The following is a 19,205-nucleotide window of genomic DNA, read 5'->3' on the forward strand; positions in this document are numbered from 1 at the left end:
TGACGTCATGCTGATTTCCCTCGTACTCGGCGGCTTCGTCGGCGCCGTGCTCGGCCTGACCGGCGCCGGCGGCGGCATACTCGCGGTGCCCGCGCTCGTCGTCGGCATGAGCTGGCCGATGCAGCAGGCCACGCCGGTCGCACTCGTCGCGGTGGCCGGCAGCGCCGCTCTCGGCGCGCTCGAAGGCTTCCGCCGCGGGCTCGTGCGCTATCGTGCCGCGCTGCTGATGGCCGTGGCCGGCGTGCCGCTGACCACGCTCGGCGTGCGGCTCGCGCACGTGCTGCCGCAGCGCCTGCTGCTCGCGCTGTTCGCGCTGACGATGCTGATCGTCGCCGGCCGCCTGCTGCGGCAGGCGCTGCGGCACGCGCCCGCCGACCCGGACGCGTCGCCGCTGTGCGTCGGCCGCGTGAATCCCGATACGGGCCGTCTCGTGTGGTCCTGGCCGGTCGGCTTCGCGCTGGCGTCGACCGGCGCGATGACGGGCCTGATGACGGGGCTGCTCGGCGTCGGTGGCGGCTTCGTGATCGTGCCGATGCTGCGCAAGTTCACGAACGTGTCGATGCACGGAGTCGTCGCGACATCGCTGATGGTGATCGCGCTGGTCGGCACCGGCGGCGTGTTCGCGACGCTCGTATCGGGCACGCGTGCGCCGCTCGACGTGACGCTGTGGTTCACCGTCGCGACCGCGCTCGGCATGGCCGCCGGCCGCGGTGCGTCGCGGCATCTTGCCGCGCGACACGTGCAGGCCGGCTTCGCGGCGGTGCTCGTATTCGTCGCGCTGGGGTTGCTGGGCAAGGCCGCATTCGGCGCGTAATCCGGCGCACGACCCGGACGCGGGAATCGAACCCGCGTCCGGCCCGCGACGCCCTTCGTCCGTCGTGAATTTGTCAGGACCGCATGCTAGACTCGCCGCCGCGCGCCCGTACGTCGCGCGTCGAAAACGAATAATTATTCAGGAGTCCGGCCATGCTCGTCCCATCCGTCAGCCGCGCGGCTGTCGCCGCACTGATGCTCGCTCCACTTACTGCGCTCGCCACGCCCGCCTACACGGCGGCGCTGACGCTCGCCAGTCTCTCGCCGTCGGTCGGCGGGACCGACAAGGCGACACTGAAACTCACCAACACCGGCACCGATCCAGCCGCCGCCGGCCTCTTCATCGGCATGCCGGCCGGCTTCACCGCCAGCGGCTTCACGAACGCGTGCGGCGGCACGCTGGCCAGCGACGGCACGGCGCAGGTCGCGCTGTCGGGCGCGACCGTGCCGGCCGGCGGCACCTGCACGTTCAGCTTCACGCTCGATGTGCCGCCCGTCGCGTCGCTTCCGCCAGCGGGCGCGCGCAGCTTCACCGTCACGGGCAACCCGGCACCCGGTCTCGCGACGCTTTCCGCCAGCACCGCGCCGACGCTGTCCGGCTTCCTCGGCGCCACACCGGGCCTTTACAGCAACACGTGGTTCCCGTCGACGGTGCGCAGCGTCGGCACGCTCGACCTGTTCATCACGCCGCGGACCGACCCCGGCCCGAACTCGAACGTATTCTGGTCGAACCAGGTCAATTCGCTGCACGGCTACACCGGCCTGCAGTCGACCGAGCTCGTGTCGGCCAGCGAAGGCACCGGCCGGCAATTCCTGTTCAGCCTGTGGGGCGCGACGGCCGCGAAGCCCGGCACGCCCGCCAGCGCCGGCATCGGCGCGGGCAGCTACTGCACGGTCAGCGGCTCGGCGACGGACGGCAGCGCGGGCGCGCAGTGCCGCTACCGCTACGACTGGCAGGCCGGCCACACGTACCGGTTCCGCATCACGCCGGACACGAGCCAGGGGCCCGGCTGGTTCAAGAGCAACGTCACCGACGTGACGGCCGGCTCGGCCGGCGACAGCTTCGACATCGGCAGCATCTACGTCGGCACGACGCAGACGCAGGTGCCGGTCTCGTCGATCAGCCAGTGGGTCGAATATTTCGACTGGAACTCGAGCCGCACGAGCTGCACGTCGATCGCGTACACCGACGCGCAGTTCAGCATCCGCGCGTATGACGCGATCGGCAACGCGGTGGCCGTGCCCGCGCCGTCGGTCACGGTCAACAAGACCTGCCCCGCCAGCGATGCGAACGCATCCGTGTCCAACGGCGTCGCGACGCTGATCGGCGGCCCGCAGCAATCGGCGGCCGGCGTCGTGAAAGCGAACGGCGCGTGCCTGACCGCGTCGGGCGGCCTCGCCGACGGTCATCCCGCGGTGCTCGGCGCGTGCCCGACGCTCGCGTCGGTACGCGCCTCCGGCGGCACGCACTTCAATCCGCAACTGTGGGTCGCCGCGGGCGACGGCACGCTGCAGACCAAGTACAGCTACTGCCTCACCGCACAGGCACCGAGCGCGGGCAACGGCGCGCTGCTGCGCACCTGCGTCGCCGGCGAGGCCGATCAGCAATGGCTCGTGAAAGCCGGCACGGCGCCCGGTTCGGCACAGCTCGTATCGCAGTCGACGGGCCGCTGCCTGTCGCCCGCCGCTGGCGGCACGCTGAGCCTCCAGCCGTGCACGGCTGCCACGGCGGTCTGGACGACACCCGGCAAGACCTTCGCGTACTGACCGGCGGCGACCGGCGCTATCCGGCATACAGAGCGCCCAAACAAAACGCCCGGCCCGACTCGTCGTCGGCACCGGGCGTTTTTCATGGCGGCCGCAACCTGCGCGTCAGGTCGCGAACCCCGCCATCCGCTTGCGCTCCTGGCGCAGCATCACGAAGTTCGCGATCACGACGCCGGCCGTCACCGCGACGATGAACAGTGTCGCGAGCGCGTTCATTTCCGGGTTCAGCCCGAGGCGCACGCGCGAGAACACGACGAGCGGCAGCGTCGTCGAGCCGGGGCCCGACAGGAACGCCGACAGCACGAGGTCGTCGATCGACAGCGTGAACGACAGCAGCCAGCCCGCGATCAGCGCCTGCGAGATCAGCGGCAGCGTGATCGTGAAGAACACCTTCAGCGGCGTCGCGCCGAGATCGAGCGCGGCTTCTTCCAGCGACGGGTTCAGCTCGCGCACGCGCGACTGCACGATGATCGCGACGTACGAGATGCACAGCATCACGTGACCGAGCCAGATCGTGAAGATGCCGCGCTCGGCCGGCCAGCCGATCCACTTCGCGAGTTCGATGAACAGCAGCAGCAGCGAGATCCCCTGGATCACCTCGGGAATCACGAGCGGCGCGTTGATCATCCCGCTGAACAGCGCGAAACCGCGAAAGCGCCCCATCCGCGCGAGCACGAAGCCGGCCCACGTGCCGATGCACACCGACGCGAACGCGGTCAGCACGCCGATCTTCAGCGACAGCCATGCGGCCGTCAGCAGCTCGTCGTCCTCGACGAGCGCCGAGTACCAGCGGAACGAGAAACCCGACCACACGGTGACGAGCTTCGACTCGTTGAACGAATAGACGATCAGGCTGATGATCGGGATGTACAGGAACGCGAAGCCGGCAAACAGCGCCGCGAACTGCAGGTAACGATTCGGCTTCATCGACGGGCCTCCTGCTCCTTCGCCTGGAAGTGCTGGAACATCGCCATCGGCACGAGCAGCAGCAGCACCATCGCGCAGGTCACCGCCGACGCCATCGGCCAGTCTGCGTTGTTGAAGAACTCATTCCACATCACGCGGCCGATCATCAGCGTGTTCGCGCCGCCGAGCAGCTCCGGAATCACGTATTCGCCGACCGCCGGGATGAACACGAGCAGACAGCCCGCGATGATCCCGTTCCTCGACAGCGGCAGCGTGATCTGCACGAACGCCTTCCACGGTTTCGCGCCGAGGTCGTACGCGGCTTCCAGCAGGCGCAGGTCCATCTTCACGAGGTGCGCGTAGAGCGGCATCACGAGGAACGGCAGGTACGAATACACCATCCCGATGTACACCGCGTAGTTCGTGCGGTACAGCTCGATCGGCGTATGGGTCAGGCCGATCCACATCAGGAAGTTGTTCAGCAGCCCGTTGTTCTTCAGGATGCCGATCCATGCGTACACGCGGATCAGGAACGACGTCCAGAACGGCAGCATCACGCCCATCATCAGCAGGTTGCGGGTCGCCGGGTTCGAGCGCGCGATGTAGTACGCCATCGGATAGCCGATCAGCAGACACAGCAGCGTCGTGACCGCGGCCACCCACACCGAGTTCACGTAGGTCGCGAAATACAGGCTGTCGGTGAACAGGAACGCGTAGTGCGACAGGTTCAGCGCGACGTGCACGACGCCGTCCGCGTACGACGCGAGCTCCGTGTACGGCGGGATGCCCAGCTGCAGTTCCGCGAAGCTGATCTTGACGACCAGCACGAACGGCACGAGGAAGAACAGCACGAGCCACGTGAACGGCCCGGCGACGACCGCCGAGGCGCCCGTCAGGTTGAAGCGCCGCACCGGCCACTCGAGCAGGGACTTGAACGCGTTCATGACGTCAGCACCACACCTGCGGTCGCGCTCCAGCGCACGTAGATCTCGTCGCCGAGCGACGGCGTGTCGAGCTCGGAAATCGCGAGGCTCGATACGTTCGCGATCACCGTCTTGCCCGCGTCGAGCTTCACGTGATACAGCGAATAGCCGCCCATGTACGCGACGTTGCTGATCCTGCCGCGCGCCCAGTTGAACGCGCCTTCGGGCGGCTTGCGCGTGAGCGCGATCCGCTCCGGGCGCACCGACACCGTGACCGGCATCCCGAGCGGGCCCGAGATCCCGTGGCTCACGTACAGCCGGCTCGGCAGCTCCGGCGATTCGATGTACACGTGGTCGGGCTCGTCCTCGACGGTCACGCCGTCGAACAGGTTCGTCGAGCCGATGAACTCGGCCGAGAAGCGGCTGTTCGGATATTCGTAGACCTCGTTCGGCGAGCCGATCTGCACGATCTGGCCTTCGCTCATCACCGCGAGGCGATTCGCCATCGTCATCGCTTCTTCCTGGTCGTGCGTGACCATCATGCAGGTGACGCCGACCTTGTTCAGGATGTTGACGAGCTCGATCTGCGTGCGCTGGCGGATCTGCTTGTCGAGCGCGGACATCGGCTCGTCGAGCAGCAGCAGCTTCGGGCGCTTGACCAGCGAACGCGCGAGCGCGACGCGCTGCTGCTGGCCGCCGGAGAGCTGATGCGGCTTGCGCTTCGCGTACTTGCTCATCTGCACGAGTTCGAGCGCCGCATGCACGCGCTCCTTCAGCTCGGCCTTCGGCACGCCTTCCTGCTTCAGGCCGAATGCGACGTTCGACTCGACCGACATGTGCGGGAACAGTGCATACGACTGGAACATCATGTTCACGGGCCGCTTGTACGGCGGCATCTGCGCGAGGTCCTCGCCGTCGATCAGGATCTTGCCCGACGTGACCGTCTCGAGGCCCGCGAGCATCCGCAGCAACGTCGACTTGCCGCAGCCCGAGCTGCCGAGCAGCGCGAACAGCTCGCCCTGGCGCACGGTCAGGTTGACGCTGCGCACGGCTTCGGTGTCGCCGAATTTCTTGACGACGTCGACGATCTGGACAAAGTTCTCGGCGCGCGCACTGGCGCCGGAGGAGGAAACGGAGAACGGTGCGCCCGCGACCGGCGCACCCGACTGGCTATTCATGATGTGCTGCTTCTCTCCTGCGTTTTGACGAACAAAGCCCCCGGGGGCACCAGGGGCTTCATGACTGCTGGGGAACGCCGGCTCGCGTCAGCGGCCCGATTTCAGCTCGGTCCACAGACGCGTCTGCAGGCGCTGGATTTCAGGCGGCAGCGGCTTGAGCAGGAACAGCGTCTTCACGACGTCGGCCGGCGGGTAGACGGCCGGATCGTTCGCGACGTCGGGCCGCACGTACTTGCGGGCCTCGGCGTTGGCGCTCGGGTAGTACACCGCGTTCGTGATCGCCGCGTGCACCTTCGGATCCTCGATGTAGTTGATCCACTGCAGCGCGGCATCCTTGTTCTTCGCGTCCTTCGGGATCGCCATCACGTCGAACCACACCGGCGCGCCGCCCTTCGGAATGTAGTACTCGACCTTGTACGGCTTCTTCGCTTCGATCGCGCGATGCTTTGCGATCACGACGTCGCCCGACCAGCCGAACGCGAAGCAGATGTCGCCGCCGACCAGGTCGTTGATGTAGCCCGACGAGTTGAACTGCGTGATGTACGGGCGGATCTTCTTCAGCACTTCCATCGCGGCCTTGTAGTCGGCCGGGTTCGTGCTCATCGGATCCTTGCCGATGTAGTGCAGCGTCGCCGCGAACATCTGGTCGGGCGCGTCGAGCACCGACACGCCGCAGGTCTTCAGCTTCGAGATGTTTTCCGGCTTGAACAGGATGTCCCAGTTGTCGAGCGGCACCTTGCCGAGCGCCTGCTGCGCCTTCGTCAGGTTGTACGCGAGACCGGTCGTGCCGTATGCCCAGGGCACCGAGTACTTGTTGCCCGGGTCCGCGCCCGCGACGAGCGCCATCAGTTGCGGATCGAGGTACTTGAGGTTCGGCAGCTTCGACTTGTCGAGCGGCGCGAAGATGCCGGCGGCGATCTGCTTGCCCGCGTAGTTGCTGGTCGGCACGACGATGTCGTAGCCCGAGCTGCCCGTCAGCAGCTTCGCCTGCAGCGTGTCGTCGCTGTCGTAGTTGTCGTAGCGGACCTTGACGCCCGCCTGCTTCTCGAAGTTCGGGATCGTGTCCTTCGCAATGTAGTCCGACCAGTTATAGACATTGAGCTGCGTATCCTTCGCCGCTGCCGCCGATGCACCCACGCACAGCGCGAGCGCTGCGAACCGGCCCACTACCTTTGCTTTCATCCCGTTCTCCCTCCGGCCGGACCGTTTGTCCGGCTGCCGTCTGCCTCGTCACGGCGGCGCAATCTGGTGCTCCGCCCCTCGAAAACCCCGAAAACTACCACCATTCGCGCTCCGTCACAAAAAAATCATGCCGGTGTCGCGCAAACGGAACAGATTACCGCTGGCGGCCTTTCAGGCCGCCCGTGCGGCCGGGTATTCCGGGAGGAATTCTATCGGGTAATCGGCGGCTGTCCACCGGGAAAAACAGGCAGCGGCGCAACCGCGTTCGCCGGCCGCGCGGGTCGCGCGCCCAATGGCTGCGCCTACCGCCGTTTCACCGGTGAAATCGCGGCGCGCTTCGCGCATCGGCGCCCGGCGGGCAATCCCGTCGGCCAGCCCTTGCCGTGCGGCCGCGCCGGACCGGCCGGTCGCACCGTCATGACGATGCGCCGGTACAGCATGCCGGCCGCACCCGCCGGGCCGACCGGCCGCGATGCATTAAAATGGCGGCTGACGATTCAACTGCGCGAACCCTTCCGATGGCCTCCAATCTCCACGACCTGCCCGACAGCCCCTGCATCGGCGTGTGCTCGACCCTCTTCGACGAAGTCTGCAAGGGCTGCGGCCGCACGGCCGCCGAAGTGTCGAACTGGGTGTTCCTGAGCGACGACGAAAAGCGCGCGGTGTGGGAGCGCATCCAGCGCGAAGGCACCGCGATGCGCTTCCAGTACGACAAGCTGTAAATCCGCCGCGCATAAAAAAAGCGGCATGCCGACCGCCATGCCGCCAACCCCAACTCTGTTCTCTTCTCCGCGCGTCTAGAACTTCATCCCGACGCCCACGCCAACGATCAGCGGATCGATGTGCAGCGTGCCGATGCCTTTGTCGCCGAGCGTCGCATCGGTGCTCATCCAGATCTTCTTCACGTCGACGTTCACGAACACCTTCTTCGTCACCTGCACGTCGACGCCGAACTGCAGTGCGGGGCCGAAGCTGCTCTTGTTGACCGACACGCCCTGCCCGCCGACGTTGAGCCCGTTGTTGTAGAAGTACGTGTAGTTCAACCCCGCGCCGACGTACGGACGCACCTTGCCGGCATGATTGAAGTGGTACTGCAGCAGCAGCGTCGGCGGCAGCACGCCCACGCCGCCGAGATTGCCGAGGCTCGACGTCAACTGGTGCCGCGACGTGCCGAGGATCAGTTCGACGCCGAGGTAGTCGCGGATCATGTACGTGAAGTCGAGCTCGGGCACGATCGCGTTGTTCACGCCGACGTTGAGCGCACCCAGCGTATCGCTCGCGCGCTCGTTCGGCTGGATGCTGATCGCGCGCAGGCGAACCAGTACGTCACCCTGGTTGATGCCGTCGCCCGGCGACGCCGCGTGCGACAGCGAAGGCATCGCGACGAGGCTTGCCGCGACGGCGGCAGCGGTGGCACAAGTTCGAATCGTTTTATGCATGTTACGGACCCCCAAAGAATGGTTTCCATTCTCCCTGTAGGGTCTTTCCTTCGTCTTGATATCCGTCAAGCCAGCGTAAACGTGGGACGGTTTGCCGCAGGCTCGGTCGCACAGCCCGTCAGCAGCAGGTCGAGCAAATCGCGCACGCTGCGGATCGCGCGGCCGAACGGCAACGCTTCGCGGCCGCGGAAGAACAGCCCGTTCGCGACGTCGCCGCGCAGCGCGGCCGCCAGCCGCGTGTCGATGCAGAAATGGCCGAACTTCTCGATGCCGTCGCGCAAGCCGCATACGCTCAGGCATTCGAGCGCGGTCGGGCAGCGCTGCTTGAATGCGCCGAGCTTGTTGCGGATGCGCGTCTCGTTGCGCAGGTAACGATCGAGCCACGGCGTCTTCACCGCGCGAGCGGGCAGCCCCGTCACGCTGACGAATTCGACGATGTCGTCGGGCGCCGCATCGGCAAGCACGCGCTTGAAATCCGGATGCGCATCGCCCTCTTCCGTCACCGCGAACGGCGTCCCGACCTGCACGCCGTTCGCACCGGCCGCCAGCGCCGCGCGCACCATGTCGTGACTGTTGATCCCGCCCGCCACGATCAGCGGGATCGAGTCGCGCGCGAGGCCAAGCGACGCCATCACCTGCGCGGTCTCGTCGAGCACGCGCGCGAAATCGAAACGGTGATCGTGCATGTCGTCGATCTGCGTGACGCCGAGGTGGCCGCCCGCGTGCGCCGGATGCTCGATCACGATCGCATCGGGCAGGCGCCCCTTCTTCATCCACTTCTTCAGCACGAGCGCGATTCCGCGGCTGTCCGACAGGATCGGGATCAGCGCGATGTCGTGTCCTTGCGTGAGATCGGGCAGATCGAGCGGCAGGCCCGCGCCCATCACGATCGCATCGGCGCCTTCGTCGCACGCGACACGCACGTAGTCCGCATGCGCGCTCACCGCCTTCATCACGTTGACCGCGATCATCCCGCGCCCTTCGCTGTAGGTCTTCGCAAGACGGATCTCGCGGGCCAATGCGTCGAGGTTCGCGGCTTCGAGCGTCGCGCGATCGGGTTGCACGCGGCAACGCGCGAGCAGGTCCGCATGATGGTGGCGCAGGTCGATGCTCGCGATCGTGCCGACCGCGCCTTCGCGGGCGACGCTGCCCGCCAGCCGGTGCGCGGAAATGCCGACGCCCATGCCGCCCTGCACGACGGGCAGCAAGGTGCGGCCGCGAATCGTCAGCGGCGGAAAGGAAGTGCATACGGTCATCGGATACCTCGTCGGAACATCGGAACCGCGATGATCGACGATCCACCGCCGCGCACCTTGACGGCCGTCAATAAAAAAACGGCACGCGAGCGTGCCGTTTCCGGTTCATGCAGCGCGAAGCGCTCAGGCCGGCTTCGTCGGCTTCAACTGCATCGACTTGTACTCGAGATACTCTTCGAGCCCGTACACGCCGTTCTCGCGGCCATGCCCCGACTGCTTGTAGCCGCCGAACGGCGCGGCGCCGTTCCACGTGCCGCCGTTGATGTCGACCTGCCCCGTGCGGATGCGGCGTGCGATGCCCATCGCGCGTTCGTCGCTGCCGGCCCATACCGCGCCGCCGAGCCCGTACGGCGAATCGTTCGCGATCCGCACGGCTTCGTCTTCGTCGCGATACGTGATGATCGACAGCACCGGCCCGAAGATCTCTTCCTGCGCGATCGTCGATTTCGGATCGACCCGGCCGAACACGGTCGGCTTCACGAAGAAGCCCTTCGCGAGCCCTTCCGGCAGGCCCGTGCCGCCCGTCACGAGTTCCGCGCCTTCATCGATCCCGCGCTGGATGTACGCCTGCACGCGCTGCTGCTGCACGGCCGACGCGAGCGCGCCGAGGCGCGTCGCGTCCTGCCGCGGATCGCCCGCGACGTACGTTTCGGCCGCGGCCTTCGCGATCTCGCGCGCTTCTTCGTAGCGCGCTTCCGGCACCAGCATCCGCGTGTGCGCCGAGCAGGTCTGCCCCGCGTTCAGGTAGCACGCGTTGACCGTGCCCTTCACCGCCGTCGCGAAATCGGCGTCATCGAGGATCACCGATGCCGACTTGCCGCCCAGCTCGAGCGCGACGCGCTTGACGCCCGCGGCCGCCAGTTCGGCCACGCGCTTGCCAGCGCGCGTCGAGCCCGTGAACGACACCATGTCGACGTCCGGGTCGGTGGCCAGCACCTCGCCGACGACCGGACCGTAGCCGCACACGAGGTTGAACACGCCGGCCGGCAGGCCGGCTTCGTGAATCGCTTCGGCGAGCATGAACGCGTTGAGCGGCGCGACTTCGGACGGCTTCAGGACGACCGTGCAGCCGGCCGCGAGCGCCGGCGCGACCTTCAGCGTGACCTGGTTGAGCGGGTAGTTCCACGGCGTGATTGCCGCAACGACGCCGACCGGCTCGCGCACCACGAGCGAGTTGCCGACCTGCGCCTCGAATTCGAACGACTCGGCGAGCTTCGCGTACGCCTTCCAGTTGTATATCGGGCCGCCGACCTGGATCGCGCGCGACAGCTTGATCGGCATCCCGACTTCGCCCGTGATCGACTGCGCGAGTTCCTCGCTGCGCGCCTGCAGACGCTCGACGATCTTGCGCAGGTAGCCCGCGCGCGTCGCGGCCGGCGTGGCCGCCCACGCGTCGAAGGCCGCGCGCGCCGCGCGGATCGCATCCTGCGCGTCGGATGCGATGCCCTCCGGAATCCGGCCGATCACGGCCTCGGTGCCCGAGTCGATCACGTCGATCGTGCCCGTTCCGGCCGGTTTGCGCCACGCACCGTCGATATAGAACTGGTCGTAGATTTTCATCGTGTTCCGTCTCCTGTTGATCCGAGTTGGCGCGTTGACGCTCAGGTCGGCTGGAATAGCTGCTTCGGCACCTGCTCCAGCCCGACGCTTCGCGGGAAGCCGACATTCTAACGAGCGTTGCGGTCGACTGGTGTGACGATTGACAGCCATTCGAAAGGACTCCGGCCGCTGCCGCACCCTCGCTCCGCGGTCGACCGTGAACGCCGGCGCCACGTCCGTTTCGCCGCCGCCATGTCAGCATCCGCCCGGGTGCGCGGTCGGGCCCGCATCGTGCTATGTTTTTATTATCGGCACCGGCCCATTGCGACCGGCGCCGCCCGGAATCGATGCATTTCGTGAGCGCTGCCATGTCCGACGCCTCCCATACCCTCGGCTCGCAAGATCGCCTGGAGCTGCTTTGCTGGCTTACCTGCGGCAATCTCGGCGCGTTTTACCTCAACGAATCGTGGCCGGACGCCACGTTCCAGGTCCAGGCCGCGCACCGCTGGCTCGACCGACATCACCGTCAGGCCGACTGGCTCGCGGTCGCCAAGCTCGCGGCGCTGGCGCAGGACATCGCGAAGCGCCACGCCGGGTTCGTCGACGCGTCGTGGGCACGCGACGCGGTCGAGGAAATCGTCGATACCGACGATCTCGACTATCGGGCGAAACTCGTGCAATGGGTGTACGAAGACTGCTGCAAGGCGCTCGCGGACAAGCGGCTGGCCGATTGAGCCGCATATCGAACCGTGCGCGGGTCGAGGCACCGCTTTGCGCGACGGTCTTTTCGTCGATGTGGAGGTAACAGCCGGACTGGCTGGCGGCGTACGGTGCGCCAGCACCGCCCCCTGCGCCGGCACGCGCGAAGCGTCATGGAATCGTCGTCGCCGGCCGTTCGAATCATCCGGCCCGAACTCCCCCCGAACCTGAAGGATGCTCGCGTGGCGCCCGCCCATCGATTTCTGCTGATCGCCGGCACGCGGCTGCGCGCGATCGGCGCCTGTCCGCTGGTCGTTGCGCCGGTCGAATAACCGACGACCGATTCGCGCGACGCTCGCGAAAACCGTCACGCCGCCGGCGCGCGTGCCCCGGCGCCGCATGTCGCGACGAATACGACCGCGAGCACCATGCCGATCGACACGAACGGCGCCGCCGGATGCAGTTCGTACAGCATCGTGCCGGCCAGCGGCGCGACGACCATGCTGAGCCCTTGCGCCATCGACATCGCGCCCGCGCACGCGGCCTGCTCATGCGTTTCGACGCGCGTGCTCGCGAGCGCCGCGACCGCTGGAAATGCGGCGCCCATCCCGCACGCCGCCACGAAGTAGCTCGCGCACAGCAGCAGCGGATGCGCGGCCTCCGCGGCCAGCGCCGACACGAACCCCGCGCCACCCGCCAGCGCGCCCCAGCGCAGCCATTGAAGCGGCGCGACCGCACGCAGGCGGCCGACCAGCGACTGCGTCGCGATCAACCCGATGCCGGCGCTGCCGAGCGCGTAACCGACCACCCGCGACGCGTCGCCCGTTCGCACGTGCAGCCGGTCGATCACGTAAAAACCGAGCACGCTGTTCGCGATCATCACCGCGCTGTACAGCGCGAACGCGCTGCACCACGGCAGGCGTACACGCGGATCGGTCGGCTTCAGCCGGGGCGGCGCCTGCCGCACCGCATGCGCGCCGTTGTCGCGCAGCCGTCGCAGACCCGCCAGCCCGACGAGCGGCAGCACCGCGAACACGGCGAGCGCCAGCGTCATGTCGAACCCGGCCAGCCAGCCCGCGAGCGGCGGCGCGAGCACCATCCCGATCGCGCCCGCCGCGCCGAATCGCGCGATCGCCGCCGCGCGCCCCGTGGCCGGCGTCCGGTCCGCGATCCACGCCGTGGCCGCGACGGGCAGCCCCGCATAACAACCGCCCATCACCGCGCGCGTGACGAGCAGCGCGACAAGGCCCGCCCACACCGGCGGCACGGCGCTGCCGCCGTCGCGCAACGCCCAGCCGACGTAGCCGGCCAGCAGCAGCGAACTCGCGACGAACCCGACGATCGCCGCGCGCATGGTCGACAAGCGCCCGCGCGTGTCCGCCGCTTGCCCCCAGCGAGGCGCGACAGCGATCCACACGAGCCCGACGACGCCGATGATCGCGCCGATGTGCAGCGGTTCGAGATGCATGCGGCGCGCCATCGGGCCGGCGATCGTGACGAATGCGTAGGTGCCGGCCACCATCGCGAAATTCGCGAGCATCAGCGGCAGCAAGGACGCGCCGGCATCGGCCGGCGCTTGCAGGGATTCAGCGGAAGTCGTCGACATAAGGTGTTCCGATGGAAAAGGAAAACGACGCGCGTCAGCGCGCATGGGTGCCGCCGTCGGTCAGCAGGCAGCGGGCGCGCAACAGCGCGTCCTCGGTCGCCTCCCAGCCGATGCACGGATCGGTGATCGAGCAGCCGTAGCGCAGTGCACCGCCCAGTGGCTGCGCGCCGTCCTCGATGAAGCTTTCGAGCATCACGCCCCGGATCGCTTCGTTGCCCGCGCGCATCTGCCCGACCACATCGTCCAGCACCGCCAGTTGCCGCACCGCCTGCTTGCCGCAGTTCGCATGCGAACAGTCGATCAGCAGGTTCGCCGTCAGGCGTTGCGCGCGCAACGTTTCGACCGCGGCCGCCACCGACGCGGCGTCGTAGTTCGGCCCGTGGCGACCGCCGCGCAGCACGAGGTGCGCGTGCGGATTCCCGGTGCTGTGCAGCAAGGCCGGACTGCCAGCACGATCGACGCCGATAAACGTGTGCGGCCGCATGCTGGCCAGCATCGCGTGCGCTGCGATGTCGACCTGGCCGTCCGTGCCGTTCTTGAAACCGACGGGCATCGCGAGCCCCGATGCCAGCTCGCGATGGATTTGCGATTCGGTCGTGCGCGCCCCGATCGCGGCCCAGCTCACCAGGTCGGACAGGTAGTGCGGCGTCGCGACGTCCAGCACCTCGGTCGCGACCGGCAGCCCGAGCGCGTTGATGTCCACGAGCAGCCGGCGCGCGGTGCGCAGCCCCTCCTCGACGCGATGGCTGCCGTCGAGCCCCGGATCGTTGATCAGCCCTTTCCAGCCGACCGTCGTCCGCGGCTTCTCGAAGTAGACGCGCATCACCACGCAGAGCGCGTCGCGCACCGCGTGCGCAAGACCGGCGAGACGGCGCGCATAGTCGAGCGCGGCCGCCGGATCGTGGATCGAGCACGGACCGACGACGACGATCCGGCGTGCGTCGCGCCGTTCGAGAATCGCGCGCAGCTGCGCGCGTCCCGCGTCGACGGTCGCCCGCGCGGCATACGACGCCGGCACCGCGTGGCGCAGCGCGTCGGGCACGGGCAGCCGCGCACCGACGCGCAATCGTTTCTCGTGACGCGGCAACGCGAAGGCGCCTGCCGCACCTTGTTCGGCACAGGCCGATATCTGTTTCATGAAGATGCTCCGGAGACGGAATTCAGACGGGCCGTCACACGCCGAGCGTCGCGCCGCCGTCGACACACAGCGTGTGCAGCGTCACGTGGCGCGCGGCGTCGGACAGCAGGAACAGCACAGTGCCGGCGACGTCGTCCGGCGCGGCGATGCGTCCGAGCGGAATGCCCGTGCGATAGGTTTCGAGCGACCCCGCGATGACGCCTGCCGGGCCTTCCGGGCCGCGCCACAGTTGGCGCTGCATCGGCGTGTCGGTCGAACCCGGCGCGACGATGTTGCAGCGAATGCCGTGGCCGGCCAGCTCCAGGCCGAGGCAGCGCGTGAACTGATGCGCGGCGGCCTTCGACGCGGCGTAGGCGGCCATCTGCGTGCGCGGCACGAGCGCCGCATTCGACCCGACGGTCACGATGCTGCCCGCGCGCCGCTCGATCATGCGCTGTGCGACCGCGCGCGACAGATGGAACACGCCATGCGTGTTCACCGCGAAGCAATGCGCCCAGTCGTCGTCGGTCAGCGACGTCGCGGCCGCGAGCCGCAGCACGCCGGCGACGTTCGCGAGCATGCCGATCGGGCCGACCGTCGCCTCCACGTGCTCGATTGCCGCGCGCACGGCGCGCGCGTCGGCCACGTCGACCGCGAACGGATGGACGCGGCCTGGCGCCGGCGGGCGATCCTCGGTCGCACGCGCCAGCGCGTCGCCGTCGGCGTCGAACGCGGCGACGTCGACCGCGCGCGCGGCGAGCGCGCGAACCACGGCGGCGCCGATCCCGCGCGCCGCGCCGGTCACGACGGCCACACCCGCCGGAAATGCCATCTCGGTTTCCCTGCTCATCGATTCAAGTTCCTCGTAACGGTTCCCATGTCGGCCCATGCGGCGAGCCGTTCGGTCAGCGCGGCGCCGATCGCCGCCATCGGTTCGGGATCGGACATCCCGTCGTGCGAGCAGTCGAGCGCCACGCAGGTCGGTAACGCCGCCGGCCGGTGCGCGGCCCAGCTGTCGGGCGCCGGCGTGCCGGGCCGCTTGCGGGTTGCGTTGAACAGCAGCAGTTCGCCGCCGTATTGCGGGGTCGGCGCGGCGCGGAACTGGCGCATCTGCCGCAGCGTCGCGTCGACCAGCGCGTCGAGCCCCGCGCCGCCGAGCGCCGCGAACGGGCTGTTCGCGCGCAGCAAGCGCTGCCGCAGCAATGCGTCGGACAACGCCTCCGTGTCGAAATCGCCGTTCACCGTCAGCAGGATCCGCAGCGCGTCGCCCGTCTCCGGCTGCGGCTGCGCCATCCACGCGGACGACGGATAACTGTCCATCAGCGCGAGCACGCCCACCGGCGCGCCGACGCGTTCGAGGGCCGCCGCGACCGCGTACGCGAGCGCGCCACCCAGCGACCAGCCGAGCAGGTGGTACGGACCGTCCGGCTGCAGTGCCCGCACGCGCCGCACATAGGTGTCGACGAGCGCGTCGAAATCGGCCGCGCCGTTCGTGTCGCCGACCGACAGTTGCAGCCCGTCGACCGTCGTGTCGGGCAGGTACGCGGCAAGCCGCAGGTAGCTCCACGCGAGGCCGTCGGCCGGATGGATGCAGATGAGCCGCTGCGCAGCGCCTCCCGCCGTCTGGATCGCAAGATGCGGGGCAAACGCGTCGCGCTCCGCGCGCGGCCGGTACGGCAGCGGCGTGCGCAGTGCAGCCGCCAGCGCCGCGACCGTCGCATGGCGGAACAGCATCGATACCGGCACGTCGCGGCCGAGCGCGGTCGCCAGCCGCGCGCTCACCTGGATCGCCTGCAACGACTTGCCGCCGATGTCGAAGAAATTCGAATCCGGCGTCAGCGCAACGCCGCCGAGCACGCTGCGCCACGCGTGCACCACCTGCCGTTCGAGCGCGTCGGCGCGCGGATTGTCGTCCACGCCGATGCGGGCCGCCATCGCGTGCTGCCGCAACGCGTTGCGATCGGTCTTGCCGTTGACGTTGCGAGGCAGCCGTTCGAGCACGTGCCACGCGTCGGGAATCGCCGCGGCCGGTAGCGCGTCGGCGAGCCGCGCACGCAGCGCGGTCGTTTCGTCCACCCCGACGACGAACGCCGCGAGCGTCGTCACGTCGGCGTCGCCGCGCAACGCGACGACCGCCGCCTCGCGCACGTCCGGCGTGCGCAGCAGCCAGTCCTCGATCTCGCGCGGATCGATGCGTACGCCGCTGATCTTCACCTCGTGGTCGATCCGGCCGTCGAACACCAGCCGGCCGTCGCGCACGGTGGCGAGATCGCCGGTCCGGTACGCGCGCGCGCCGCTCCCCGGCAGCGTGACGAAGCGCTCGGACGTCAGCGCCGCATTGCCCGGGTAGCCGAGCGCCAGCGCGTCGCCGCACAGCACCAGCTCGCCCGTCCGGCCCTCGGCCACCGGATACAGCCGCTCGTCGACCACCTGCGCGTCGACGCCCGCGCGTGGCGTGCCGATCGGCACCGGCTCGCCGTCGCGCCAGACCACGCCGGGGCCGCTCACGCAGGCGGCCGTCGCGATGATCGTCGCTTCGGTCGGCCCGTAGGTGTTCAGCAGCGCCAGATGCGGCAGGTGCGCGTGCCAGCGCCGGATCCGCTCCGGCAACGCGGCCTCGCCGCCGATGATCGTCAGACGCACGCCGGCAAGGCGCTGCGCATGACGCGCGTCCAGTGCATGGGCGAGCACGTGCCAGTAGGCGGTCGGCAGGTCGAGCACCGTGATGCGGCGCCGCTCGACCTCGGCCGTGAACGCGTCGATCGAGTCGAGCATCGCGTCGTCGCGCAGCACGAGCGTCGCGCCGTTGCAGAGCGTCGCGAAGATCTCCTCGAAGCTCGCATCGAAATGCAGCGGCGCGAACTGCAGCACCCGGTCGCTCGGACCGATGCGATACAGGTCGCGCGTGCTCGCGACGAAATGCGCGAGCGAGCCGCGCCCGACCAGCACGCCGTTCGGCCGGCCGGTCGATCCCGACGTGTACAGGAGGTACGCGGGCTGTGCCGCGTCGGGCGCCGCGCACGCCACGTCGCGCGGCGACGGCACACGCGCCGCATCCAGATCGAGCACCGGCCGCCCGCCTGCACATTCGCGATACACGTCGCGCGTGATCACCAGCGCGGGCGCCGCATCAGCCAGCATCGACGCGACGCGCTGCGGCGGTCCGTCCGGATCGATCGGCACGATCGTCGCGCCAACCTTCAGCACGGCCAGCATCACCGCGATCACGTCAGGCGCGCGCGGCGCGGCGATCGCGACGCGTGCATCGCGCGCCACACCCCGGCGTTCGAGTTCCGACGCGAGCGCGTCGGCGTCGGCAAGCAGCGCGCGGTAGTCGATGCGCCAGTCGCCGGCCTCGATAGCCGGGTGCGCCGGTGCGTCGCGCGCGATGCGTTCGATCCGCGCGAGCACGTCGTCGTACGGCCCGGCGAGCGGCGCGCCGCGCACGATCGACGGCGCGGGCATCCCGTCGAGCAGCACGCTCACCGGCTCGTCCGGCGCCTGTTCGGCAAATGCGTCGAGCCACGCGGCAAGGTCGCGCGCATGCGCGGCGAGCACGGCTTCGTCGTACGCGTTCGGGTTGGCTTCCAGCGTCAGATGCCACGCGCCGCCGCGCACGGCGAGCGTCACGTTCAGATCCTTCACCGGGCCGCCGCTCACCGCGCGGGTGTCGCTCGCGAGCCCGTGGAATGCGACCTGCCGTTCGAACGGCATCACGTTGACGGCCTGATTGAACAGGAACGCGTTGCGCTCCAGCAGCCCGAGATCGCCGCGAATCCAGCCGTACCGGTAATACAGGTGCGGCCGGATCGCGCGCAGGCGCTCCGCGCATTCGCGCGCGAGCGCACGCGGCGAGCGCTCGGCATCGACATGCATGCGCAGCGGCACGATGTTCATCGCCATGCACGGCACGCCGAGCGCCGGCGTGCCGAGTCGGTTCATCACCGGCAGCCCGAGCGTCAGGTCGCACTGGCCGCCCTGCTTCGCGAGCCAGATGCCGACCGCGCACAGCAGCCACGCATTCCAGTCGACGTCGACACGCTCGGCGGCCGCGCGCAGCGCGCGCACGCGTTCGGCGTCGAGCACGCGCGTCGCGCGCCATGCGTCGGGGGCGATGTCCTGCTTCCGCGCGAGGACGAGCGGCGCGGGCACGTCGCGCAGATGCGCGCGCCAGAACGCGCGATCGGCATCGAAGCCGCCGTCGGCGCGATAACGCGCCTCGGCCTCCACCACGCGATCGATCCGCCAGTCGGGCAGCACCGGCAGCGGCCCGCCGCCGACACGCGCGTTGTAGCGGACGGCTACGGCCTGCTGCAGCAGCCCGTAGCCGAAGCCGTCGAGCGCGATGTGATGTACCTGCAGGTACCACCAGTGCCGGGTCGGTGACAGCCGCAGCAGCGCGGTGCGGTACAGCGGATCGGCCGTCACGTCGCAGCAGATCGACAGCGACGCCTTCATCCACGCATGCGCCGCCTGCACGGGATCCGCTTGCGCCGACAGGTCGACGAGCGGCAGCCGCGTGCGCGGCGTCCGGCGCGCCTGCCACAGCGCATCGTCCTGCCACGCGAACCGCATGTGCAGCGCGTCGGCGTGATCGAGCACGGCCTCGACACTGTCGGTCAGCGCGGCGACGTCGAGCGCGCCGTCGAGCTCGACGGTCTCGGCCGTCAGATAGCCCGGATCGTCGGAGTCGACCTGTTGCGCGACCCAGATTCCGTACTGCGCCGAAGTCGCGCGGATCGGCGGGGATTCGTTTGTCATGAGCGAGCTAGCTCCGAAG

At 69.0% G+C, this 19,205-nt stretch carries 15 protein-coding genes; 4 read left to right on the forward strand and 11 right to left on the reverse strand.

The genetic code is table 11. The annotated features are described in order from the left end of the window. The first annotated feature begins 7 nt into the window (after positions 1-7). Both ABD05_RS14850 and ABD05_RS14855 read left to right on the forward strand, forming a co-directional pair. Positions 8-814: a sulfite exporter TauE/SafE family protein gene (locus ABD05_RS14850; RefSeq protein ID WP_047900776.1), complete on the forward strand. Its 807-nt coding sequence runs from the start codon at positions 8-10 to the stop codon at positions 812-814. Positions 815-966: 152 nt separating this feature from the next. Next, on the forward strand, positions 967-2,580 hold the full coding sequence (locus tag ABD05_RS14855) for an RICIN domain-containing protein (RefSeq protein WP_047900777.1): 1,614 nt from the start codon (positions 967-969) through the stop codon (positions 2,578-2,580). Positions 2,581-2,685: 105 nt separating this feature from the next. On the opposite strand, the gene ABD05_RS14860 is transcribed toward ABD05_RS14855, so the two are convergent. The 4 genes from ABD05_RS14860 to ABD05_RS14875 all read right to left on the reverse strand — a co-directional run bounded on the left by ABD05_RS14860 (position 2,686) and on the right by ABD05_RS14875 (position 6,769). After that, positions 2,686-3,507, reverse strand: coding sequence for an ABC transporter permease subunit (locus ABD05_RS14860; RefSeq protein ID WP_047900778.1), 822 nt, complete (start codon positions 3,505-3,507; stop codon positions 2,686-2,688). Continuing rightward, positions 3,504-4,430 carry an ABC transporter permease subunit gene (locus ABD05_RS14865; RefSeq protein ID WP_047900779.1) on the reverse strand — a complete coding sequence of 309 codons (927 nt, stop codon included), beginning with the start codon at positions 4,428-4,430 and terminating at the stop codon, positions 3,504-3,506. The genes ABD05_RS14860 and ABD05_RS14865 overlap by 4 nt, the downstream gene beginning before the upstream one ends. Beyond that, the gene (locus tag ABD05_RS14870) at positions 4,427-5,587 is read right to left on the reverse strand and encodes an ABC transporter ATP-binding protein (protein ID WP_047900780.1); all 1,161 of its coding nucleotides are present in this window, start codon (positions 5,585-5,587) and stop codon (positions 4,427-4,429) included. The genes ABD05_RS14865 and ABD05_RS14870 overlap by 4 nt, the downstream gene beginning before the upstream one ends. Before the next feature lie 87 nt (positions 5,588-5,674). Then, positions 5,675-6,769, reverse strand: a complete 1,095-nt coding sequence (locus ABD05_RS14875; protein WP_047900781.1) for a polyamine ABC transporter substrate-binding protein — start codon at positions 6,767-6,769, stop codon at positions 5,675-5,677. A 518-nt stretch (positions 6,770-7,287) separates the two neighbouring features. Here ABD05_RS14875 and ABD05_RS14880 point away from each other — a divergent pair. Next, positions 7,288-7,491 (forward strand): DUF1289 domain-containing protein, encoded by a 204-nt coding sequence (locus ABD05_RS14880; RefSeq protein WP_021159754.1) that lies wholly within the window; start codon positions 7,288-7,290, stop codon positions 7,489-7,491. A 75-nt stretch (positions 7,492-7,566) separates the two neighbouring features. On the opposite strand, the gene ABD05_RS14885 is transcribed toward ABD05_RS14880, so the two are convergent. From ABD05_RS14885 to ABD05_RS14895, 3 genes are all read right to left on the reverse strand, one after another. Continuing rightward, positions 7,567-8,208, reverse strand: coding sequence for an OmpW/AlkL family protein (locus tag ABD05_RS14885; RefSeq protein ID WP_047900782.1), 642 nt, complete (start codon positions 8,206-8,208; stop codon positions 7,567-7,569). Between the two features lie 65 nt (positions 8,209-8,273). Beyond that, positions 8,274-9,464, reverse strand: coding sequence for an NAD(P)H-dependent flavin oxidoreductase (locus ABD05_RS14890; RefSeq protein ID WP_047900783.1), 1,191 nt, complete (start codon positions 9,462-9,464; stop codon positions 8,274-8,276). A gap of 123 nt (positions 9,465-9,587) precedes the next feature. Beyond that, positions 9,588-11,024, reverse strand: a complete 1,437-nt coding sequence (locus ABD05_RS14895; RefSeq protein WP_047900784.1) for an aldehyde dehydrogenase family protein — start codon at positions 11,022-11,024, stop codon at positions 9,588-9,590. Between the two features lie 347 nt (positions 11,025-11,371). Here ABD05_RS14895 and ABD05_RS14900 point away from each other — a divergent pair, with 347 nt between their 5' ends. Then, complete coding sequence (locus ABD05_RS14900) at positions 11,372-11,737, forward strand: hypothetical protein (RefSeq protein ID WP_047900785.1); 366 nt, start codon at positions 11,372-11,374, stop codon at positions 11,735-11,737. Positions 11,738-12,069: 332 nt separating this feature from the next. Here ABD05_RS14900 and ABD05_RS14905 read toward each other — a convergent pair whose 3' ends face one another. Genes ABD05_RS14905 through ABD05_RS14920 form a run of 4 tightly spaced genes read right to left on the reverse strand, consistent with a single transcriptional unit; the run spans position 12,070 to position 19,186 of the window. Next, complete coding sequence (locus ABD05_RS14905) at positions 12,070-13,308, reverse strand: MFS transporter (protein WP_047900786.1); 1,239 nt, start codon at positions 13,306-13,308, stop codon at positions 12,070-12,072. Between the two features lie 34 nt (positions 13,309-13,342). Further along, positions 13,343-14,446, reverse strand: a complete 1,104-nt coding sequence (locus tag ABD05_RS14910; RefSeq protein ID WP_053059941.1) for a 3-deoxy-7-phosphoheptulonate synthase — start codon at positions 14,444-14,446, stop codon at positions 13,343-13,345. Between the two features lie 34 nt (positions 14,447-14,480). Further along, complete coding sequence (locus ABD05_RS14915) at positions 14,481-15,275, reverse strand: 2,3-dihydro-2,3-dihydroxybenzoate dehydrogenase (RefSeq protein ID WP_082146108.1); 795 nt, start codon at positions 15,273-15,275, stop codon at positions 14,481-14,483. Then, positions 15,272-19,186, reverse strand: coding sequence for a non-ribosomal peptide synthetase (locus ABD05_RS14920; protein WP_047900788.1), 3,915 nt, complete (start codon positions 19,184-19,186; stop codon positions 15,272-15,274). The genes ABD05_RS14915 and ABD05_RS14920 overlap by 4 nt, the downstream gene beginning before the upstream one ends. Positions 19,187-19,205: the final 19 nt, after the last annotated feature.

Origin of the sequence: Burkholderia pyrrocinia (assembly GCF_001028665.1) — a bacterium.
GTDB lineage: Bacteria > Pseudomonadota > Gammaproteobacteria > Burkholderiales > Burkholderiaceae > Burkholderia > Burkholderia pyrrocinia.